The sequence below is a fragment of the Spirosoma flavus genome, from assembly GCF_054778555.1.
Genome location: NZ_BAAGZL010000001.1, coordinates 2,151,556 through 2,173,808 on the forward strand (window position 1 = coordinate 2,151,556; position 22,253 = coordinate 2,173,808).

The 22,253-nt window shown below is 47.2% G+C and carries 21 protein-coding genes; 9 read left to right on the top strand and 12 right to left on the bottom strand.

Annotated features, from left to right (window positions below):
* Positions 1–36: 36 nt before the first annotated feature.
* Positions 37–1,986: a penicillin-binding transpeptidase domain-containing protein gene (locus ACYVF1_RS08365; RefSeq protein WP_461077488.1), complete on the bottom strand. Its 1,950-nt coding sequence runs from the start codon at positions 1,984–1,986 to the stop codon at positions 37–39.
* Positions 1,987–2,156: 170 nt separating this feature from the next.
* The gene (locus tag ACYVF1_RS08370) at positions 2,157–3,200 is read right to left on the bottom strand and encodes an SMP-30/gluconolactonase/LRE family protein (protein WP_461077490.1); all 1,044 of its coding nucleotides are present in this window, start codon (positions 3,198–3,200) and stop codon (positions 2,157–2,159) included.
* A 138-nt stretch (positions 3,201–3,338) separates the two neighbouring features.
* On the opposite strand from ACYVF1_RS08370, the gene ACYVF1_RS08375 reads away from it, so the two are divergent.
* From ACYVF1_RS08375 to ACYVF1_RS08385, 3 genes are all read left to right on the top strand, one after another.
* Positions 3,339–3,737, top strand: a complete 399-nt coding sequence (locus tag ACYVF1_RS08375) for an iron chaperone (protein ID WP_461077492.1) — start codon at positions 3,339–3,341, stop codon at positions 3,735–3,737.
* A gap of 1 nt (position 3,738) precedes the next feature.
* Positions 3,739–4,179, top strand: coding sequence for a DUF5990 family protein (locus ACYVF1_RS08380; RefSeq protein ID WP_461077494.1), 441 nt, complete (start codon positions 3,739–3,741; stop codon positions 4,177–4,179).
* 112 nt (positions 4,180–4,291) lie between these two features.
* Positions 4,292–5,731, top strand: coding sequence for a Gfo/Idh/MocA family protein (locus tag ACYVF1_RS08385; protein ID WP_461077496.1), 1,440 nt, complete (start codon positions 4,292–4,294; stop codon positions 5,729–5,731).
* Positions 5,732–5,789: 58 nt separating this feature from the next.
* On the opposite strand, the gene ACYVF1_RS08390 is transcribed toward ACYVF1_RS08385, so the two are convergent.
* Positions 5,790–8,252, bottom strand: a complete 2,463-nt coding sequence (locus ACYVF1_RS08390; RefSeq protein WP_461077498.1) for a TonB-dependent receptor plug domain-containing protein — start codon at positions 8,250–8,252, stop codon at positions 5,790–5,792.
* Positions 8,253–8,324: 72 nt separating this feature from the next.
* Between ACYVF1_RS08390 and ACYVF1_RS08395 the strand changes: the two genes are divergently transcribed.
* From ACYVF1_RS08395 to ACYVF1_RS08410, 4 genes are all read left to right on the top strand, one after another.
* Positions 8,325–8,975 carry an oxidoreductase gene (locus ACYVF1_RS08395; protein WP_461077500.1) on the top strand — a complete coding sequence of 217 codons (651 nt, stop codon included), beginning with the start codon at positions 8,325–8,327 and terminating at the stop codon, positions 8,973–8,975.
* 37 nt (positions 8,976–9,012) lie between these two features.
* Entirely contained in the window at positions 9,013–9,468 is a 456-nt protein-coding gene (locus tag ACYVF1_RS08400; RefSeq protein WP_461077502.1) for a GNAT family N-acetyltransferase, read from the top strand.
* On the top strand, positions 9,468–10,394 hold the full coding sequence (locus ACYVF1_RS08405) for a serine hydrolase (protein WP_461077504.1): 927 nt from the start codon (positions 9,468–9,470) through the stop codon (positions 10,392–10,394). Before ACYVF1_RS08400 ends, ACYVF1_RS08405 begins: the two co-directional genes overlap by 1 nt.
* 235 nt (positions 10,395–10,629) lie before the next feature.
* Complete coding sequence (locus ACYVF1_RS08410) at positions 10,630–11,205, top strand: dihydrofolate reductase family protein (protein WP_461077506.1); 576 nt, start codon at positions 10,630–10,632, stop codon at positions 11,203–11,205.
* Positions 11,206–11,425: 220 nt separating this feature from the next.
* Here the strand turns inward: ACYVF1_RS08410 and atpH are convergent, their stop codons facing one another.
* The 5 genes from atpH to ACYVF1_RS08435 all read right to left on the bottom strand — a co-directional run bounded on the left by atpH (position 11,426) and on the right by ACYVF1_RS08435 (position 14,985).
* Complete coding sequence (gene atpH / locus ACYVF1_RS08415; RefSeq protein ID WP_461077508.1) at positions 11,426–11,965, bottom strand: ATP synthase F1 subunit delta; 540 nt, start codon at positions 11,963–11,965, stop codon at positions 11,426–11,428.
* A gap of 5 nt (positions 11,966–11,970) precedes the next feature.
* Positions 11,971–12,465, bottom strand: coding sequence for a F0F1 ATP synthase subunit B (atpF, locus tag ACYVF1_RS08420; RefSeq protein ID WP_461077510.1), 495 nt, complete (start codon positions 12,463–12,465; stop codon positions 11,971–11,973).
* 214 nt (positions 12,466–12,679) lie between these two features.
* Complete coding sequence (gene atpE / locus ACYVF1_RS08425) at positions 12,680–12,928, bottom strand: ATP synthase F0 subunit C (RefSeq protein ID WP_394355941.1); 249 nt, start codon at positions 12,926–12,928, stop codon at positions 12,680–12,682.
* 133 nt (positions 12,929–13,061) lie between these two features.
* Entirely contained in the window at positions 13,062–14,177 is a 1,116-nt protein-coding gene (gene atpB / locus ACYVF1_RS08430) for a F0F1 ATP synthase subunit A (RefSeq protein WP_461077512.1), read from the bottom strand.
* A 436-nt stretch (positions 14,178–14,613) separates the two neighbouring features.
* Positions 14,614–14,985, bottom strand: a complete 372-nt coding sequence (locus tag ACYVF1_RS08435; RefSeq protein WP_461077514.1) for a CoA-binding protein — start codon at positions 14,983–14,985, stop codon at positions 14,614–14,616.
* Between the two features lie 255 nt (positions 14,986–15,240).
* On the opposite strand from ACYVF1_RS08435, the gene ACYVF1_RS08440 reads away from it, so the two are divergent.
* Positions 15,241–15,825, top strand: a complete 585-nt coding sequence (locus ACYVF1_RS08440) for an HNH endonuclease (protein ID WP_461077516.1) — start codon at positions 15,241–15,243, stop codon at positions 15,823–15,825.
* 139 nt (positions 15,826–15,964) lie between these two features.
* On the opposite strand, the gene ACYVF1_RS08445 is transcribed toward ACYVF1_RS08440, so the two are convergent.
* Both ACYVF1_RS08445 and ACYVF1_RS08450 read right to left on the bottom strand, forming a co-directional pair.
* Positions 15,965–19,813 carry a sensor histidine kinase gene (locus ACYVF1_RS08445; protein ID WP_461077518.1) on the bottom strand — a complete coding sequence of 1,283 codons (3,849 nt, stop codon included), beginning with the start codon at positions 19,811–19,813 and terminating at the stop codon, positions 15,965–15,967.
* 114 nt (positions 19,814–19,927) lie between these two features.
* Positions 19,928–20,227, bottom strand: a complete 300-nt coding sequence (locus ACYVF1_RS08450) for a HesB/IscA family protein (RefSeq protein ID WP_461077520.1) — start codon at positions 20,225–20,227, stop codon at positions 19,928–19,930.
* A gap of 202 nt (positions 20,228–20,429) precedes the next feature.
* Between ACYVF1_RS08450 and ACYVF1_RS08455 the strand changes: the two genes are divergently transcribed.
* Positions 20,430–20,954 (top strand): DUF7935 family protein, encoded by a 525-nt coding sequence (locus ACYVF1_RS08455; protein WP_461077522.1) that lies wholly within the window; start codon positions 20,430–20,432, stop codon positions 20,952–20,954.
* A 44-nt stretch (positions 20,955–20,998) separates the two neighbouring features.
* Here ACYVF1_RS08455 and ACYVF1_RS08460 read toward each other — a convergent pair whose 3' ends face one another.
* Both ACYVF1_RS08460 and ACYVF1_RS08465 read right to left on the bottom strand, forming a co-directional pair.
* A complete protein-coding gene (locus ACYVF1_RS08460; RefSeq protein ID WP_461077524.1) occupies positions 20,999–21,841 on the bottom strand; it encodes a hydroxymethylglutaryl-CoA lyase in 843 nt (280 codons plus the stop codon).
* A complete protein-coding gene (locus tag ACYVF1_RS08465; RefSeq protein WP_461077526.1) occupies positions 21,838–22,191 on the bottom strand; it encodes a transmembrane 220 family protein in 354 nt (117 codons plus the stop codon). Before ACYVF1_RS08465 ends, ACYVF1_RS08460 begins: the two co-directional genes overlap by 4 nt.
* Between the last annotated feature and the right edge of the window lie 62 nt (positions 22,192–22,253).

Sequence of the window (22,253 nt, forward strand, 5' to 3'; positions counted from 1 at the left end):
ATGACAAATGCCATAGCTGAAAAAACGTGCCGCAGATTAGTTTCCTGAGATACCCGTTCCTGTAGCCAATTTTGGCCGGTTCGCCATTAAGGGCTTAGCTTGTTTCTGAGTTGTATCTTTCTGGACTGGAGCCGGCTTTTTCGGTTTCGGAGCAATGAGCTGGCTGGCTGGTGGCAGGTAGTTCGAGGCTTTTACCTGAGCATCGAGCACCAGCGCTTCAGTTTTGCGTTTCAGGTAACGTTCGGCAACCAGCGCGGCAACCGAAGCGGCCGCCTTACCACCCCATCCTGCGTTTTCGACAAACACAGCCACGGCAATTTTGGGGTTGTTCATCGGAGCGAAACCAATAAAAATAGAGTGGTCGTATTTATGGCCATACTTGGCGTTTTGCGACGTGCCACTTTTACCGCATAGCTCGATATTCGTCGTGTTAACCAGAGGAGTTACGGTTCCGGCCAGCACGGCTCTGCGCATACCATCAATTACTGGCAGGTAATACTTGTAATCAATACCGGTTTCGTGCCGCTGATGATATTGATTCGGCACACCTGCTCCTGACTTGCCGAAGCCTTTGATGTAATGCGGTGTAATGTACCAACCCCGGTTAGCAATGGTAGCCGCCAGATTGACCAGCTTCATCGGGCTGATGAGCAATTCACCTTCCCCGATACTCAACGAATAAACATTCGAAAATTTCCAACGTAACGCGCCCCGGTACGCCTTGTCATAATATTCTGGTGTGGGCAGATTCCCTTTCAGTTCACTGGGCAAATCAATGCCAAGCCGGTCGGCCATACCGAATTTCTCCACCATATCGTGCCATTCATGCAAGCCAATCGCTGATGCTTTGAACGTGTTATGTTCGCCATTGTGGTAGATAAATTTCCGAAAAACATTGTAGAAATACGGGTTGCATGAATTCTGAACGGCACCCCGCAGATCGTTTCCACCCCGGCAGTGACACCGCATCGGTGAACCACCATGTCCGTAATACGTATTGGTAAAGAGCGAGCCTTGTTGCTGGGCAATCAGCGCCTGAATCAGCTTAAACGTAGAGCCTGGCCGATAACTCGCCATAACGGGTCTGTTAATGAGTGGCTTATACGGATTTTTGATTAGAGCCCGGTAATTTTTTGAGAAAAACCGGCTCGACAGCATATTGGGGTCATAAGTCGGGGCCGATACCGAAACCAGAATTTCGCCTGTCGATGGCTCAACGGCCAGAACGGCACCCACTTTGTTCTGCATCAGTGAATCCGCGTATTTCTGCACTTCTACGTCGATACCCGTTATGAGATTTTGTCCGGCGACAGCTAACGTATCAAATGCCCCATTTTTCCAGGAGCCTTTATTGACACCCCGAACGTTCTGCATCATGAACTTGACGCCCCGCTTGCCCCGAAGTTGTTCTTCATACTGCTCTTCCAGACCGTTGTGCCCTATGTAATCGCCCTGGCGATAATACATAATGTCTTGATCTTCAAGCTGTTTTTTGCTGATTTCGCTCACATACCCGAGTGCATTCGCCATCGTATGGGCCGGGTACGTCCGCATGGAGCTGATAATCGGCTCAAAACCTCGGTAATCGACCAGCGCATCCTGAATTCGGGCAAAGTCTTCTTTGGAAAGCTGGCGTAAAAACAGGGAAGGCTTAACCGGCGAGTAATTCACCGCGATACCCATAATGCTGTCGAAGTCAGCGCGGGTAATTTCCATCATCCGGCAAAAAGCCGCCGTGTCCGGAATTTTCACCTGTTTTGGCGTTACGTATAAATCGTAAACCGGTGTATTATATACGATTAACTGATTATTCCGGTCGTAAATCTGACCCCGATACGGTATCTCAACAACCCGCTTGATGGAGTTTTTCGACGCTCCCAGCGAATACGTATCATCTAAAACCTGCAAGTAAAACAGTCGAGCCAGATACGTCAGCCCGACCAGGCAGAAAACTGCAATAATAACCCACTTCCGATTCTCTAACATGAGAATTAACTCCTTACAATCAAGCTACGTAAACAAAGATAGTATATATTTTAGTGATGAACGATAAACAATGAGAGATGAGTCTGCTGACGTCAACTTATTTTGCAGGCGTCAGCAAACTGCTGAGGCAAACCGTTCATCCCTCATCACTTATAATTCATTACTAGCTATCACCATCCTTTGGCCGTTGTTCGAATTCGGCAGAGGTACATATCGGCGGTGATGTACAGCACGGTACCGTCGTCTCCCCAGGCACAGTTGGCGGTGGCCGCTCCGATTTTGATATGGCCTAAAAAATCGTACGGACCCGTGCCCTGCGTGGGAGCCAGCACTAATACGCCCCCGCTGCCAGTAACCCACAGATTTCCATCCCGGTCAACTTTCATACCGTCGAAACCGCCTTCCAAATTTTGCTTTTTCATGTTCTCAGGACCGAAAACAATACGTCCCTTCCCAACTGATCCGTCCGCCTGTATGGGGTAAGACATCACTACCGGACGTAGCGGGTCCGATTGGGCCACGAACAACGTTTTTTCATCGGGCGAGAGGGCAATGCCGTTGGGGCGGGATAAATCACTAACGACAATGGAGACAGCTCCCGCTACACCGTTACGTTCGGGGGCAATCCGGTAAACGCCATAACCGTCTGTTTCGCGACCCGGATCTTTCTCTTTTTTCGGCATGCCGTAGGGTGGGTCGGTAAAGTAATAACTCCCGTTGGAATGCACCACTACGTCGTTGGGGCTGTTGAAGCGTTTTCCATTAAAATTATCGGCCAGTGTGCGTTTACCGCCATTCCCGTTGATGGGCATAGCCGTGATACGTCGGTCGCCGTGTTCGCATGCAATCAGTCGGCCTTGTTTGTCAATGGCCAGTCCATTAGAGCCGGGTTCGTCGCCATACGTACCGACGCCGGTGTAGCCCGACGGCTTCAAAAAAGTTGTTACACCTTCCTTGTCGGTCCATTTGTAAATGGTGTTTTGTGGAATGTCAGAAAAGAGCAAAAACGCTTCGCTTTTCACCCAGACGGGCCCTTCGGTCCACATGAAACCGTCGGCCAATACTTCAATTTTTGATTCGGTTGGGATTAGTTTGTCCAGACGCGGATCGGCACGCACCACCTGGCCAATGGTGGGTAGAGGAGTTGTCTGCGCAAGCACCGGGCTCAAGGCCGTGACCAGCCAGCCGGATACCAGTAAAAGTTTTGTTTTCATAAATAGTGTCAGGAATTCAGGGTAATACGTAGCAAATGAGGAAAAGCGTATGGAAGTTAACTTTTAACGTAGTATGTGGACGGGTAACGTAGTGATACGTCATCTGTTCCCATTCGAAATAAAATACAATCATACCTAATGGACAACTCGACCAAAAAACAATTCGCTACTGTTGACGAATACATTGCCTTACAACCCGAATCGACGCGCGCTGCGCTGACTGAAATCAGGCAGATCATTAAGCAGGCCGTTCCTGACGTAGAGGAATCAATCAGCTATCAAATGCCGGGGTACAAATATCACGGCAAGCTTGTCTGGTTTGCGGCCAACAAAAATCATTATGGCCTCTACATACCACCCGGATTTATGATTCCATTTAAGGATGAACTGAGTAAATATGGACAGACGAAATCGGCCATCCATCTTCCGGTTAACCAACCGATTCCGGCCCAACTCATTACGAAAATCGTGCAGTATGGCGCTCAAAAGAATCAGGAGCAGGAATTAATCAAAAAGCAGGCAAAAAAGAAGAAGTAAAATGGAGCAGGAAATACGTTTGCAAATTGTGCTGGAGAAGCCAACTCCTGGCGTCGATTTTGGACTGCAAAAAGGGAGCGGGCATACCTACGAAACCATCCAGACACAGCGTTCTACCGGAGCCGATTTGTCGTTTACGTGTACGGCTCGGGTTAAGGGCAATTCTACAAATAATCAATCACTTATTTTACTAGGGCCATTCGTTCAGGGGCCGCCCGACGGTCGTTTTGTTTACCTCAATATTGGTAAGAGTGCGGGTCAGCATGATACCGAATGGAGTCGTCGGCTGAAAGTACCGCTAACAGGTTTAAGCTGGGAAATGATTCTGCAACTGGCTCAGAATCCCGATCAAATGCTGATAACGCAGGTTCCGGGAACGGGCAAAGACGGTAGCCCTAACTGCGCAACAGTTAAGCCGTTTGGTGGGTGGCGGATTAACTAGCGTAGTGCACTGCGTTCGCCCACGATTGAGAACTTCAGCGATTTATGGCTGCGACTTTGGGCAAATTATGTTATTTTTATTGGATTTTTTTCTTTCCCAATCCTAGTCGTACATGAAAAATAAAAAACAGGCAACGTCGCAGGAAAACGCCAATAATTCTTCCCGGCGATCGTTTCTGAAAACGCTTGGTCTGGCCGGAACGGCCGCAGCTACGGCCCCTGCCGCTCTGGCCGAAACTGCATCGAACACAACCGTTATTCCCCAATACCTCAACCTGGTACGTAGCCATAGCAGCACGGCTGCTAATGACAAGGTACGGATGGCACTCGTCGGAACAGGTGGTATGGGCATTGGCGACATGCAAACCGCGCTGATGGTTGAAGGCGTTGAAATGGTAGCAGCGTGCGATCTCTACGATGGCCGTTTGCGCCGGGCGAAAGAACTTTGGGGAGATAGCCTGCCTGTAACGAAAGACTACCGCGAAATTCTGGAACGTAGTGATGTTGACGCCATTATCAATGGCACCACCGACCACTGGCACGAAAAAATCTCGTCCGACGCCATGCGCAAAGGCAAACACGTCTATTGCGAGAAGCCTATGGTGCAGAAAGTTGACGATGGTCATACGCTGATTAAAGTGTCGAAGGAAACGGGTAAAGTGTTTCAGGTAGGTAGCCAGTTTGCCAGTTCGCTGCTTATTGCCAAAGCCCGCGAACTGCTGAAAGCCGGCGATATTGGCGAACTCGTATTTGCAGAAGCCATCTACGACCGACATAGCGCCCAAGGCGCCTGGCAATATTCGGTGCCTCTCGATGCGTCTCCGCAAACCGTCGATTGGGATACGTACCTGGGGTCGGCGCCTAAACGTGCCTGGGATCCGCTTCGCTTCTTCCGCTGGCGTAACTACACCGATTACGGTACGGGTATCGCTGGAGATTTGTACGTTCACCTGCTGACGTCACTTCACTGCATCACCGGTTCAAAAGGACCAACCCGCGTTTACTCAACTGGTGGACTACGTTATTGGAAAGATGGTCGTGATGTGCCTGATATTCAGTTGAGTATCTACGATTATCCAAAAACGGCCGAACACCCGGAATTTAACCTGACTACCCGTTCTAACTTCGTCGATGGGGGAGGAGGTAGTTATTTAGTACGCCTGGTCGGTACCGAAGGTGACCTGTCGATTGGTATGGACAGCCTGACCGTTCACCGGAATAAATTCCCGAAAGCACCCGGCATGTCGGTTGGCAATTTCCCGAAAGACCAGAAAGATCTGTACATCGCTGAATACCAGAAGCTATACCCACAGAAACCTGAATTGGTTGGGCCTAAGGAGTTTAAATATGCTTTCCCAACCGATTACAAAGGTGATCGTTACGAACACTTTGTCAATTTCTTCAACTCGATACGTACCGGTGCCCCAAACATCGAAGATGCTACGTTCGGACTACGGGCCTGTGGTCCAACCCAGTGCGGAAATATGAGTTACTTCCAGAAGAAAATTGTTGGTTGGGACCCCATCAACATGAAGATTCAGGGAGCCGTTTAAGCTGTGAGTTAATATTACCAACTCCCCGAAAACACTACGTTTCCGGGGAGTTGTTTTTTTACTCCACCCGCAACGTACTACGTCCCACGCCGGGCATCCCATTGAACGTAGCCCCTTCAGCCTGTAAGCGTACCGTTGTTTTTGAATCGGACGTGAAAAACGATACGTTGGCTTTTCCCTCGGCATTGGTCTGAATTAGGGGAGACCAGAACAGCGTTGTTCGATAATCGGGTCGTACGTGTTCGGGTTTGGACGTAGTGTATTCAGGTGCGTAAAATTCGCGAACAGCTGCGTAACCGGGCAACTTCGCCACCAACGTACCCGGTGCTACGTCTTTTGAATAATCATACGAAGAATTACCACGTTTGGTCAGAATCGAGATGACGCCCCCTGATGCTCGTGAGCCGTAAATTGCTGCCGATGCTCCTTTTAAAACATCGACCTGATCGACGTCCTGCACGGAAATGCTCATGGCTCCCTGAAGGTCGGTCGGCATACCATCGATAACAAACAGCGGTTCAACCGGGCCGCTGAAATTAACTGCACCGCGAATCTGAACGCGGGCGCTCATGCCCGAACCCGTGACCTGCAGCCCCGCTACCCGACCCTGAATTACATCCAGAATCGTTAATCGTCCGGCGGTGTTCATAGCGTCGAATTTTACCGTTGCGTCGGCATGGCTGTAAATTTTTCGAGAGTCAGTTGGTTCCTGTTTTTTCGCTTTTACCGTAACCGCTTGTAGCAATACTTCTCTGTTTTGGCGGATCTGCCTTTCAATCTCCTGGTATTCTTTGGCTCGTCTGATAAATTCAGCATACTCATCCCGATTGACTTCCAGCGGGTTATAAGGAACACGCAAAATGGTTAGGGGAGGGGCTACTAACTGATCAAGCGATATAACCAGATTTCGATTGTTCGATCCTTTTACACCCTGAATGAATACGGTCGTAGTGTCGGAAAAGTCTAGATTGTAAGCTCCGTAATTTCCTGCTTCGTCGGTTTCGCCCATCATAAACGCCCGCGTACTGTCGCGTCTTGATAAAACAAACGTCAAAGCGACTTTCCCACCAATATCTTTCTGATTCGGACGTACCACGCGCCCCGTGAGCGATAACCCTTCTTCAACTGGATACCTAACCGCTGGTACAGTTCCTGCCAGTACGTCCGGCCACGTGAAACGACGCCAACCCTGCGTCATCAACAATAAATCCAGTTGGATCCAGCGGTCGGTATTGGTCGGATTAAAATAATAATCGGGTTGTTCAATGGTGCCGGTCAGGTCTGAGGCAAGTAATAAATGGGAAACGATAGTCGCAGCATTTGAATCAGCTTCTGGCGATAAACGTGTGTCAACGGCCGCCAGTGATAGGTTGGCCGAAACGGGTTTGCCTTCAGCATTGGTGGTCGTAATGTCCAAATTAACCTGTTCGCGATTTTTAACTATTGCTTTGTTCGGCGCTATCTGGATACGTAGTTGTTCGTTTTTATTGATGAAAACCAAACGTTCGGCGGCCGGTTTGTTGGTTTCGTCGAAAATGGTAATCTGCGCGATTCCCTCAGGAAACTCTTTCTTCGGCAAACGTAGCGCCGACATTTTCTTAGTAATCGGAATTTTGGCAGCACTCACAACAAGCCCGCGCGTTTGCGCGACCAGCGTTAACGTAGCACCAATATCGGTAACCGGCTTATTGTGAATAACATAGACAATCACATTCTCTTTGTTGCTCAGATTATCAACCTGCATTATTACACCCTGGGCTTGCACCGACGGCATTGGATACGGTACTAATAACCCTTTATCCGTTTGCACAAAGGCCGTGTAGGTTTGGGCTGGTTCGGGTTTAAGCGTAAAGAATCCCATACCCAGGTAACGGCTCGAAAACCCGCTTACGGTATCTTTTTGCGCATTCAGCACGAATCCTCGCACCGGTATTCCCTGTCCGTTACCATCAATCGCTTTAAAGGCAACGCGGCTCTCAATTCCTGCTACCAACTGACCGCCCTCGGGCAAAAACTGCACGTCAAGCTTTGCATTGGACGTAACGGCACTACGTTTTCCTTTAACAGAAGTTTCGTCCGGACGTAGTATGGTGAGCGTCTTCGAGAAGTAATACGTGTCCGGGAAATTCTTCATGTAATTTGTGTAGGCCCGCAGCAGATACGTACCGGCCAGCAACGTATCGGGGAGGACAAGCTGGCCGGGGGCGTAACTATTTATGGCCCGCAACTGCATCCGCAATTTGGTACGTTTGGCAACCATATCTACCAGATCGACATATAGAACTTTACTTGACGTATCGGCATCGTGGGTGTTTCCGTTAAAAAGAGACCCTTTTAGCCAGATCGTTTCGCCGGTCAGATAAACATTCCGGTCGGTGTGAACATATACTTTTTCAGTTGGTCGTTGCCGGTTATACGCTTGCAGGCGTTCAAGCAACTGTTTGATGAAATCGTCGTCTTTGGGTCGGAAGGCGATACCTAGTGAGGCCGCCGTCAAAAAACAAAATAGTAGGAGACGCATAAAATAGGTTTTAAGTGGATAGATCATCCTAAATGGATGAAGCGACTAAATTAGCAGAAATTATTTCTCGTCATGACTGTACCTATGCATAAAACCGCGCTCGTAGTAGGCGCCACAGGCCTGATTGGCGACATACTTACTCATCGACTCGTTGAAGTTCCTGTATACGAAAAAGTAAAAGTTTTAGTACGAAAATCACTGAATTGGCAACACCCACGTTTGCAGGAAATCGTTTTTGACTTCGACCATCCCAATGGCTTACTCACCCAGGCCGATGATATATTCTGCTGCCTGGGCACAACCATGAAAAAAGCTGGCTCGAAAGCGGCCTTCCGAAAAGTCGATTATCAATATCCACTCGATGTTGCCCGACTGGGGCTGGCCAATGGCGCTCAACAGTTCGCTATCGTTACAGCCATGGGTGCAGACACTAGCTCTTCATTTTTCTATAATCAGGTAAAAGGCGAAGTTGAGCGAGATCTGACTGCTCTAAACTTCCCCACGTTACTCGTTTTTCGGCCTTCGCTTCTGTTAGGAAACCGTTCTGAAAGCCGATTTGGCGAACGTATCGGGGCTGGTTTTATGCGGTTGTTTAAGCCACTGATTCCTGATAAATACAAGGGAATTGAAGCCGAAAAGGTTGCCAACGCCATGCTTACCACCATGCAGCAGGAACTCACCGGCAAACATGTTTTTGAGTCCGATAAATTACAGGAATATTAGACGACGTTTTTCCCAATCGGTAACGCTCCACGAACGAATGCCCCATTCTTTATCGAATGCTCTGCGTATCCGGGAAGCCAGTCAGACCGACGTAGCGATTATCTACGACTTTCTGTGCACGCTCGAAGAAACACGCCTTGATCTGGATGCTTTTCAATACATTTTTGACCACAACTTGGCCAGTCCGTCAGTTCATTATCTAGTTGCCGAATTAGCGGGTGAAGTCGTAGGATTTGTTAGTTGTCATGTACAGCAACTGCTGCATCATGTAGGAAAAGTTGGCGAAATTCAGGAGTTATTCGTCCGGTCTGATGTCCGTAACCTGCGAATTGGTCATCAGCTTATCGAAGCACTTACTACGGTAGCCATTCAGGAAAACTTTGTCAATCTGGAAGTTACGACGAACCAGAAACGCGCTGATACCGTCCGCTTTTATGAGCGTGAAGCGTTCAAACTGACTCATTTTAAACTAGTCAAACAAATTAATACGTAATGCCTTTTGCTATACTCATTTTGGTATTCTTACTCTTAGCGAGTCCCGTTGTATGTCAGCCGTCAGCAATTGGTCAGCTACGTAATGACGCTAAAATAGAGCGTGAACTTCGGGCGGCACTAGCTGGTTTTCAGGGCGATGCCGGCATTTACGTGCGAAATCTTCGGACTGGAAAAGGCGTAGTTATCAACGCTGATACGTTATTCCCGACGGCAAGTACTATTAAAATTCCTATTCAGTGCGGTCTATTTGCGAAGATTCATCAGGGCGAATTAACGTATCAGCAGGAGTTGACGTATCAGGATTCGCTGCACTACGACGATGGTATTGTCGGTTCACTAAAAAATGAGGCTAAGATACCACTGAGTCAAGTAGTTATGCTTATGGAAACGATCAGCGATAATACGGGCAGTTTGTGGTGTCAAGCACTGGCGGGTGGCGGTCTGGCCATTAATACGTGGCTCGAAACCAACGGATTCCACAAAACCCGTGTTAACTCGCGCACGCCCGGTCGGGAGGCAAATCGAACACGCTATGGTTGGGGGCAAACTACGCCCCGCGAGTTGGCGGAACTGCTTGTATACATTCGGGAGGGAAAGGCAGTCAGTTCTGATGCCAGCGAAGAAATGTATCGAAATTTAGGTCGGCAGTTTTGGGATAGTCACGGATTGTCGCAGGTTCCGCCCAACGTAAAAGTGGTTACTAAAAACGGTGCGGTAGACCAATCACGCTCTGAAGTGGTGCTGGTAGAAGCTCCCCACGGCGCGTATGTATACTGCGTCATGACTAAAAATCAGCGAGATACGAGTTGGCAACGTAACAACGAAGGTTTTACACTATTACGGAACGTAGCGGCTATTTTATGGAAACATTTCGAACCAAAATCTGATTGGAAGCCAAGCGAAGGATATGAGAAATGGTACTAATTTCCCTGTCATTATTGATGTGCGAACATATTTGAAACGTCTTTTCTATGATATGTGCAGAGTGAATAAAGTTGGTCTTCAAGACATTTTCATGAATCTCTAACATTGACCGGAACGACCTCGTTTTAACAAGTATAATTGGTCGCAAAACGCCCTGATATTGTCAAGATTGCACCTCATATACGGAGCTTGTCTGGGTTAACTTTGTGTAAACAGTAAACCAATAATAAACACAATGAGAACGATCCGAATCATGGCGCATGTTACCCTGGATGGCGTAATTCAACACGAAAACAGTGAAGGTTTTGCGTATGGCAATTGGTCGATGCCTTATCTAAGTTCGGCGGGGCTAGAAGCCGTCATCAAGTCGCAGGGTAACTCCTTCGATCTGTTGCTAGGCCGACATACCTACAATCTCTGGGTTGGCTATTGGCCTAATGCTGGCGATACTCCGATAGCCAATGGTATAAATAATGCGACGAAATACGTAGCGACCCATCGACCTGATACTCTCGAATGGGGACCAGTTAAGGCCCTAGGCTCGGACATTCTAGCAAGTATTCGCGAGATCAAGTCAACGGAAGGTCCTGACTTGATCGTTTGGGGAAGTTCAACGCTGACATCAGTATTGCTCGATCAGGGATTGGCCGACGAGGTTGTATTGCTGGTCTACCCAGTCTTGCTGGGTCGAGGTAAACGCTTTTTTTCGGATAGTGTTGACCCATGCAAACTTTCTTTCGTCAGCACCCAAGTTACACCAACAGGAGTGCTCATAAACACATACCGGCCTGCAGGATCGCTACGGTTATAAGTCTGTTACCAGTCAGTCTTTTATCTGAGCTACTACGTAGCAAAATCAGTTGTGTGCCGTTGACTTTCAGGCTGAGCCTGTCTACGATCACATATAATAAGTCGCGTTTTGATAAACACGCTTCATTTGCTTAAATCTTTTGCCCTCTTCACGGTTCATACATAGAAAAGCCCCTGTTTAGGTAAAACAGGGGCTTTTCTATGTATGAACCGTGAAGAACTTAATTCAGGAACTTCAGACGTAGATCGTTTAGTTGACTACGAATAGACCCGTCAATTTGCTGATCACCGACACGTAGTACATAGCCGCCAATCAGCCGAGTATCAATTTTTTCGTCCAGTTCAACCAGTTTTGCAGCGGTTGTCTTAGCAACCATATCTTTAAATTTCGTACGTAGTGCGTCGGTAAGCGGCACGGTTGTGATAACAGTTGCCCGCTCAACGCCTTTCATCCGATCGTACTGATTGATGAATTCATTGGCGATCTCATCCATAATACCTTCGCGGTTCTTCTTCGCGATGATCTGAAAGAACGACATCGTGACCGGATCAACATGGCTGTTGAAAGCGGCCTTGATAATAGCGCTTTTCTTTTCAGCCCGTACAATCGGATTCTTCAACATCAATAACAGTGGGCGGCTTTGCTCTACTGTCTTTTTGAAAAACTGCATATCCTTATACAGTTTCTCCGTAATGCCCTTTTCCTGCGCCAAATCCAACAGCGATTTGGCATAACGAGCAGCTACTGTAGCAACAGCCATATCGATTAGTTGAGGTTTGAGGTAGCAACTAAATCAGTAACCAGTTTTTCCTGCGCGGTTTTGTCGCTCAGTTCTTTACGTAGCACTTTCTCCGCAATATCGAGCGATAACGTAACGACTTCTTTTTTCATTTGCTGCACCAGCGCCTGACGCTCATTCTGCATCGACTCGCGAGCCTGCTCCAGAATTCGTTTGCCTTCTGCTTCGGCTTTGTCACGCGAATCGGCAACCATTTTGTCAGCGGTTTCTTTAGCACCACGCAGGATAGCTTCACGCTCCGAACGTGCCTGAGCCAGCAGTTTTTCGTTATCGGCTTTCAGGGCTGTCATTTCCAGTCGGGTTTTTTCGGCCAGATCAAGCGCACTTTGAATGTTGTTTTCGCGCTCATTCAGGCTATCCGTGATAGGTTTCCAGGCGAAAGCGCGCAGAATTAGAAACAGGCCGAGGAAAACAACAACCTGCCAGAATAAAAGACCAAGATCGGGAGTAAGCAAATCCATGGATTTACGATTTTCGATGTTTGATTAACGACTTCACTTTTCGATGTATGATTATAAACCATCGTTCATACCCCATACATCACTCTTTTTTCAATCTTTTGCTGGAAGCTGTTTGCCCATCGGCAACCCCAAATGGACAAACAGATTTCCGAAATCGGGTGAGTAGGAGAGCCAGCGCCTAATGCAACCAGCCTACTCTTTTTTGAGTCGCTGCTTAGGCTGTAGCAACCAGCAGACAAATAACGGCTGCGAACAGAGCCACGGCTTCGATAAGAGCCGCGATGATCAGCATGGCGGTTTGGATACGACCAGCCGCTTCTGGCTGACGGGCAATACCTTCCATAGCACTACCACCAATCCGACCGATACCCAGACCTGCACCGATAGCAGCAAGGCCAGCGCCAACAGCGGCACCCATAACCGAAACACTACCAGTAGCTTCTAACAGCAGAGCAAATAACATGGACAACATAAAACTCAAACAATTTATAAGTGAAACAAAAGATTGCAATCGAGGAATGAATAGTGTAATGAGATATGAATAACGGGCAGATTGCGAACATTAAACATTAGTCATTCAACATTACTCATTAGAATTAGTGCGCTTCTGCGCCTTCGTAACCGATACCATGGTCAGCTTCGTGGTGTTCTTCCACCGCACTGCCGATGTACATGGCTGTCAGCAGGGTGAAAATGAACGCTTGAAGGAAAGCAACCAGCAATTCGATAATATTCAAAAACAAGGTGAAAAACATTACTACTGGACTAATGGCAACACTTGTGCCCATACCGCCCATGTGATTAGCCATGAAAATCAGGCCAAGCAAACTGAGAATAATAATGTGTCCAGCGGTAATGTTGGCAAATAACCGGATCATGAGCGATAAAGGCTTCATGAACACGCCCACAATCTCAACCGGAATCATAATTGGCAGCAAAGCAACTGGAACACCCGTTGGTTTCAGGATGTGCAACCAGTAATGCTTGTTGCCGCTGAACGTAACAATCAGAAATGTAATAACAGCCAGTACCAACGTAACAGCAATATTTCCAGTCAGGTTAGCGGCTCCCGGCAGCAGACCAAGCAGGTTGTTCGTCAGAATGAAGAAGAACAGCGTTAGCAGGTAGGGAAGATACTTCGTGTATTTTGGGCCAATGCTTGGTTTGGCAATTTCGTCCCGAACGAACAGGATAATAGGCTCCAGAAACGATTGAATTCCCTTAGGAGCTTTGCCTTTGTTTTTAGCATAGCCGCTACTCACCGCCGAAAACACCAGTAACATAATGGCTGCACTCAACAGCAGCGATGCTACGTTTTTGGTGATCGAAAAGTCGTAAACTTTCGCTTCGTGGCCTGATTCACCAGCTTCGTGAACACGGTGAATTTTACCATGCTCATTTTTGTAACCGTTGTAAACTTCGCCGTGTGCCAGCCGTGAAGAAGAGAAAATTTCAAGACCCCGGTCGCTTGAATAAAGAATAACTGGTAGTGGCAACGTAACGCCATGAGCGAACTCCCAGCCGTGGTCATCCTTAATGTGGTGCATAATCATGCTACCCACATCAAATTTTCCTTTCTTACCCGCTTCGTCTCCAGCGTGTTCTGTGTGTGGTTCTCCACCATGTCCGTGCTCCTGCGCACGAACGCCAACTAACGAGCTCAGAATGAGAGCCGTTATCAATAATAATCTATTAATCTCCGAACGCAACATATGATGTAACAGATCGTTTTTACGAATCGCGTCGCAAGTTACGAGTAAGCGCCCAAATCTCAAAGCCTGCGTAAAATATATATAGTACAAGAAAGTCCAAAATGAATGTTCTCCGCTGCTCGATATGACGGAACAGGAAAAAACCAACAAAGGCTAATCCCAATATCATTCGGGCTACGGTAGCTGCCAGATACAAAGGGATAAATCGGGAGCGATCTCCCTGTAAACCAGTCTCTACAAGTCGTTGCGTGAGTACGGATATACTACCAAAGAATACCAGTAATATGGTCCACTTCGGATGGAGCCACAAAACGGCAAAATATTGTTTGGCTACAAAAAATGCAATTGCTAAAAAGACAGTAAACAGAAAAGGGCGAAGCATGAAAATAGTATCGGTCGATACAGAGACTGTGCTACGTTACAATTGGTCACTCAATCAGTACGTTCCGATTGAAAGCATGACGAGCGTACAAGCTTCAATCGGCTCAATGCCTTCCTCCCGAAGCTGCTGCTCAAATTCGGGATTCTCAGCACCTGGATTGAAAATAACCCGACGGGGTTTAAGACTTTTGATGTATTCGTATAAATCGACTTGGTTGCGAGGGCCAACGTACATGGTTACCGTGTCAATATCATTGAGCGGAGGCTGTCCAGTCTGAATGGTATGGCCCTGAATTTGCCCTTTTTTCAAGCCAACCAGTTCAACCGGATGCCCATGACGTAGCAGGCTATTGGTGGCCAGATAAGCATACCGTCCCGTATTTTCAGTGGCCCCCATAACTAATGTTTTTTTACTGGTAGTATTCATGCTATTGACCGCCAGCCTGTTTGCATAATCTGGTCTTTTCTATAACCATTCTAAGGGTCTGGCAGTTTCGTAGACAAACATCATTACGTTATTCTGACGGGATATCGTATATAAATTAACGACTATACTGGGAGTGAAATGAGCTGAAAATTTGATGGGGAAATATCATAACCATTTCAATTTAAAATTGTTAAGCTCATACCTCCCTAACGTTTTGCTGCCCATAAAAAAAATCTATGTATAACTGTTGCGGTCATGGATACCAAAGGAAACCAGAGTTTTTGGAATGAGCACTGGGTGCCTATTCTATTCGAAAATGTACTAAATCCACCCCATTATGAAGTCTCAAATTACGGCAGGCTGCGGAGTTTCCAGAATGCAGCGTCGACCCATCCGGGTAGTAAGCCCAGTAGTACGCTCATTAAAGGGTCTGTGATTCAAGGGTATCGATCATTAAATATTCGTTCGGCTGGAAAGACGCTGAATCGCTACGTACATAAACTAGTGGCCGAACATTTTATTAAACGCGATCAGCCCGAACAGCTTTTTGTGATCCACCTCGATCATAACAAGCAGAACAATTACTTTCAAAATCTGCGCTGGGTGACTAAAGAGGAAATGATTGAGCACAATCGAAATAATCCTAATCTAAAAAATCGCCAGTTGCCCCGCCAAACTCGTAACTATAAATTAACTGAAAGCAAGGTGAAGATGATCAAAAAACTACTCCAGAATGATAAGAATCGGTTGAAAATGATCGCTAAGCAATTTGGCATCACACACACGCAACTCAATCGAATCCGGTCGGGGGAGAATTGGAAACACGTAACGATTGAGTAGTGAATCCTTGATTCTTATAGCTTTGAAATTTTTATCCTGCTGCTGAAGGATGCAACTTAAAGTGCTTAAACCTACGGGTAAAGAAAGTTAAAGATGCATCCCTCAGCAGCATAGTAAAAAAAGCGGAAGACAAGCAACTTTAATAATTAACTGGCTGGCTGGCAGGTGCTTCCGCAACTTTCTCAAGCGGCAGTGATATAAAAAATGACGTACCGACTCCTTCAACCGTTTCGAACCAGATCGTTCCTCCAGCGTGTTCTATGCCTCGTTTGGCAATGGCCAGTCCTAAGCCAGAACCTTCTTGTTTTGTGCTGAAATTAGGCAAGAAGACTTTACCCTGAATGGCTTCAGGAATGCCCGCTCCATTGTCGTGAATTTCAATCTGTACGTCATCATTATTGATGAACAACTTCAACTCAATGATGGGTTTGCGGCTTGGCGGCACCGATTGAATAGCATTGACAATCAAATTAGTAATGATACGTCCAATCATTTGTCGGTCGCCTGTAGTCCAGATTGGGCCTTTCGCAATCTGCCGACGTAGCGTTAGGCGCGGGTTATCGGCATACAAATCAGCGGTTTTGTTTAGCACGGCCGTCACTTCAAACGTTTCCCGCTTGGGAAGTGGCATCTTAGCGAAATCAGAAAACGACGTAGCAATATCACTTAACGTATCAATCTGGTCGAGCAGAGAATCAAACGTTCGTAAAATGATACGTCGGGCTGGATCGTTGTTGCCATTCGCTGAATTACTCTGATTCGGCAATGTACGTTGCAAATGCTGCAACGTCAGTTTCATGGGTGTCAGTGGGTTTTTGATTTCATGCGCCACCTGTTTAGCCATCTCCTGCCAGGCCGATTGTTTTTCGGTCTGCGCGAGCGCCTGTTTATTTTCTTCAAGCTTCACCAGCATCCGGTTATACGCCCGAATCAATAAACCGATTTCGTCGTCGGTCCGCCAGGGGAGGGGGTCGTTTCGGTGCTCTAGGTTGGTTTTTCTGATTTTCTGCGTAAGTAGTTTTAACGGCTTTATCAGGAAGTGCAGCGCGATATACGACAGGACCAGGAAGATCAGGAACAGAATTGAGAATACGCTCAGCGCCGACGCCATTACTTCAATAATTTGTCGGTCGAGTTCAGGCTGGGCGTAGAAATACGGAATACTAAGCACACCTAACAAGCGTCCATCGTAGGTTTTTACGCCCACGTAGGCTGTCCGATACTGCTTATTCCCTAGCGATTCATCGAGCAAACGTTCGCTCTCTTTGTCCTCAATGACGTGAATGTATGCCTCCGGATTAATCTGCTTGGAGAGATAGCCACTTTCATAAATTAACGGCCGGGTCGATGTGTACAGGTGGCCTTTGGTATCGAATAGATTGATATCGAGGTCGGCATCACGCGCAATCTTAGCCAGTTCTTCCTCCATCGACGCCTTACTACGTTTCTTTTGGTTGAGGTGTTCATCCAGGTACGCCAGAAAATTGGTCGCGATGTTACGTGTATTACTTAGATACGTACTACGTTGATTGTCAATGTAGTTAGAGCTGATATCCTGCGAGATAAGTAGAATGACCAACGCCAGTGGCAAAAAGAACGCAAAATTCAGCAGCATCTGAATTTTGGTCGAGTAGTTAATGCCGTACTGCGAAAAGAAGTATTTAATGGCGTAACCGATGATAACCAGAATAACCGTTACCACCAGCAGTAAATACAGGAATGAGAAGTTGGAAAAAATATTCTTGAACGGATAAGCCTCCGACGATACGACGATGATACGTCCGTCTTGCCCACGCTGTGCTACGTGGTGGTATCCGTTGCTGGCTAATCCGGTGGTAAACAAGGCCGGATTTGTCAGCATGGCCAGGTTGAATTTACGGTCGTAATTGTAACTGCCTGTGCTATAAATCTTTCGAGGCTGCATCTGTCCCAACGTCCGGCCGCCTAACATGGGGCCGCTAAATAAGGCATAGCTATATTTTTGAATGTCAGGGTTCTGGGTAAATTTAGTGTCAACTAATAATTCGGGATATACGCTTTTGGGAAGTTCGTTACGTAGCCGAAGATCGAGTACTACGTAGCCAACCGTATCGCGGTGGCTTGCCGAACGCCCATCACTAAATGCCGAAGCGGGCCTGTTCGATGGAATTCCAATAAAGCAGAGGTACTGCTTGACAAATTCATTACCGACTTCATTGACAAAATAAATTCCTGGGTACGCTGTTTTGTAGGTTGGCTGACGATAACGACTGGTCAACGTAGCAAGCGGTACCGCGTTTGGACTTATATCGACAGGAAGTCCGTTGGCCTTGAACGATAAAACTTCGATGTCATATTTGTCAAAATATTTATCGAGGTGTATGTTTTTTACCCGGTGCTGGATACGTTCCCGAACGAACAACGTATCGGTTTGGAGCGACCGGCTTATATCAGCATCTTTTTGAATCAGTTCCTGCGCTTTACTCATCAGAAATTCGCCCAACTGATCATTCTCGGCCAGAAGCTGCGTCGCAAATTCCTGTTTATGAACCAGTTGTTTTCTAATTTCCTGTTTGTATACTACGTAGGAAGTCATGACAGCGCATATCAGAGCGGCCAGAAACAGATAAGACGACGTTTTATACCGAAAGGAATAAAGGCTTCTGGGAAGCTCTGAAATATAGATGAGCACCAGATAAAATCCATTCAGCAGAAAAACACTGTCCATCGATCCCCCAAGGGCGAGCCACATACCTGCACTCAGAATGGTGCCTGCCATAATCAGTGCTAAACCGATCAGCAAAGGTTTGTTGCGGTTGAATCGCAGAAACAGACTGGCCAGTACGTGGATAATCAGAAAATAAATGGAGGAAATGGTGATGAATACCACCAGACACACCGTTTTTAGAAACGAAAAATGTATGCTGAGGGTAATGTCGAGCGTGAACTGTGACTTCTCATAAATGTTGTTTAGCTCCCCGTAACAAAGCGCGAAAACAACGTAGCTAAATACAATACAGCCTACAGAAAGCACCAGTTGCAGCCATGAAGGCAGATGCAGCAATGCCATGTACGACCGTGATCGGTAATAATGACGAACCCAGTAAAAGGCCAGAATAACCACGAAGACAGCATTCACCAGCAAGTCGCCTAATGAAGGCACCAGCACCGACGAGGCATAATACTTTGGATTAAACAGGTCGATATCATAAAACAGGAACGGTACGCTGAAATAAAGCATAACCGCCCGAAGGATTACCAGATAACCCGCAAGGCAGAGAAATCCCAATTCATACCGACGCTTCCGCATTAGCCGAAGCATTAGTTGCATCAGATAAATGCCCAGAAAGACAATCCCGACTGTTGCCAGGATTACCGTATTCGTCGGTGTATTTTGATTTCGGTAGGCATCTACCACGGGTGGTATTACCGAGAATAGAAAAGCCGACGAATTATCATATATGGACTGAAAATCCTTTTGGCGCTCAGAAACAACATCCTGCGGGTCCTGGCTGAATAAATCAGGATTGTAGCCCGACTTCAGGTAAGTATTGTTGGAATGATAATACCGATATACATTCACTAGTGAGAACACATCTACCTGATCGGTACCTGAACGTACTCGTTGGTGGCTGACAATATATCGACTCTGCTCAAAATCAACCAGTTTTGGGTTGGTAATACTTTCAACAGTGGAATAATCCGGAATGAAGCGATAGTCAGACCAGTATTCGAGTTGTTTGTTGCGGAAAACAAAATACGGATAGCGAGCGTCGATACGTAGGTCGGCGAACGTAGGATTGGCTTTGGTTTTCAGGATAGCCACCACTTTGGCCAGCTCGTTGTTGCTGACCTGCATTTCTTCCTTTACCCGCTGCTGAACCGAAAAAATGTATTGCTCGTCGGTGGCTCCAGGGGAATTCTGTTCCAGCAGCGAGTAATACAGAGCTGACATGCTAATGAACACAACAGCCAGCAGCAGGAAAATATGTTCTACGATACGTTTCACTAAAGGGTGTATTGTCGTCTCTAAAAACTACCCTAAAATCATGCCAACTTTTCAGCTTCCGGCTGGTATTTTGCGACTTCGGGATAACTATACGACGAGTGTGCTAACGGTGATTTAGGGCTGATTTTCACCAGCTTTCTCGATAGTAAAGCCTCCTGTTTCGTAGCCAATTTCGGCACCGAGCACATATAGTAAATGTTTCCGATCAATAATGACACGTACATCTTCTACGTTATACACTTCGTCGGTGGGACCGGGCAGGTCGAACCCTAATAACCAGGATGAACCACAGCCTCCGCCCCGTACGCCAATACGTAACCCATAATCGCCAGGGATCTTATTGGCTTGTAACGTATCCAGAATTTGTTGGCGTGCTTCCGGTCGGACACGAACGGGATTATCAATTAATAGCATGATGATTAAGTTGTACAGTCGTAAGAGAATAGGGGGTGTAGAGTTTTGAATGCGTCAATCCCGGCGGTGGTCCGGCATTCCGGGAACCGCAGTGGCGGCCCAGCGCAACCTTACAACTTTATAATCTTACAACTCTACGACTCTTAAGTGATGTTGTCTTTATCAAAGTTACTTTTTTCCGTTTAATAAATTTATTTCCTGCATGGACCTTCTCAGTGATTTTCTGAAGCTGCTCGTACCCGCCGGTTTAGTGCTTTATGGCATGTATCTGTCTGTCAAATTATTATTGCAACGGGAGGCCGATCGGCACCGCTACGACGTACAGGGGCGATATACCGAGACTGTTGTACCCATTCGTTTGCAGGCGTATGAACGGATGGTTCTGTTTCTGGAACGTATCAGCCCCAACAATTTATTGCTACGTCTGGGCGGAAGCTCCACTACCGTACTCGAACTCCAACAGCGTCTGCTTCAAGAGATTCGTGAAGAATACAACCATAATCTGTCGCAGCAGGTATACATGAGTCAGGCAGTTTGGGATCAGATTCAGGCTGCCATGAACGAAGTCATGACGCTCATCAATCAGGCTTCAGGCGACACCCGCCCCGACGCTCCTTCGCTCGATCTCTCGAAACGGATTTTCGAACGTATCATTCAAAAAGACAAACAACCTACCGCCGACGCGCTTAAAGCCGTTAAGGAAGAAATCCAGGCAATGTTTATGTAGGGATAAGGGCAGAGGGTTCGGGCGTAAGAGTTACATCCTCTTCCCTAAAACACGCCCGCCGACAGGGTCATGGCTTTTTGAAGAGCTTCTTTGTTGATAGTCAAAGAGACGCCGGACTCGGTTAGGGTTTGAATAATTTCTTCGGTAGGAAGATTACCGGTGAGGTCGTCGGCCGCCATTGGGCAACCCCCAAAACCACGTAGTGCGCCATCTATTCGCTGAACGCCCGCCCGTAGCGTTGCTCGAACTTTGTCGGGAGCTTCGCCAGGTCGAGCATGAAGATGAGCGCCAAATTCAATAGCCGGAAATTCGGAAATCAGATGCTTGAAGAGCGTTTCGATGGCGTCGGGTGTCGACGTACCGATGGTATCTGAAGGGGCAATGTTACCTACGCCAAGTTGCATGAGTTGCGCCGTAAAATCACGGACCAGTTCGGGGCTATACGTATCACCGTAAGGATTACCAAAGCCCATCGAGAGGTATACGACCAATTCTTTACCTGCTTTCTGGCACAGGCTCTGGATAGTTGCTACGTCGGCAAATGCCTGAGCGATAGACTTGTTGGTGTTACGTTGCTGAAACGTTTCAGACACTGACAACGGGAAACCAACGTAGCGAATCGGGTCATACGTAACGGCCTGCTCAGCCCCGCGAACATTCGCCACAATAGCCAGTAAACGAGTTTTTGTGGATGCTACGTTCAAGCCAGCCAATACGTCCGCCGTGTCGCGCATTTGCGGAATGGCTTTTGGCGAAACAAAACTTCCGAAATCCAACGTATCGAAGCCAACTTGCAGGAGCGTATTCAGGTACTCGATTTTGAGCGCGGTCGGCACAAAATGCGCCAATCCCTGCATGGCATCGCGGGGGCATTCAACCAGTTTCATCGACGTAGGGGTTGACGACGTACCAAAAACGCCAGTATGATCATTACTAGGGCACAAATAGCCAGACCACCAGATTCCCGGGCCATCTCGATATTCATGCTACGCATTTTCATTTCACCGAACAAAAATCCTTCGAACTCTGGTGGCCATTGATACACAGCGGCTACGATATACATTACGGCCATAGCCGCAAAAAACCACCACCGACCCACACCAGCGTAAGCCATGAAACAGGCAACAGCCGCCATGCCATAAATAGGAATCCAGACTTCCGGATCGGGGTCGTTGTATTGGAAGGCGGCAAACAAAATAAACAGCAGCCCGAAAATAATAGAGAGTATTTTAAACATGTTAGTCAATAGTCATCAGTCTTTAGTCATAACCACTTACCGCATCAACGGACTGTGACCAA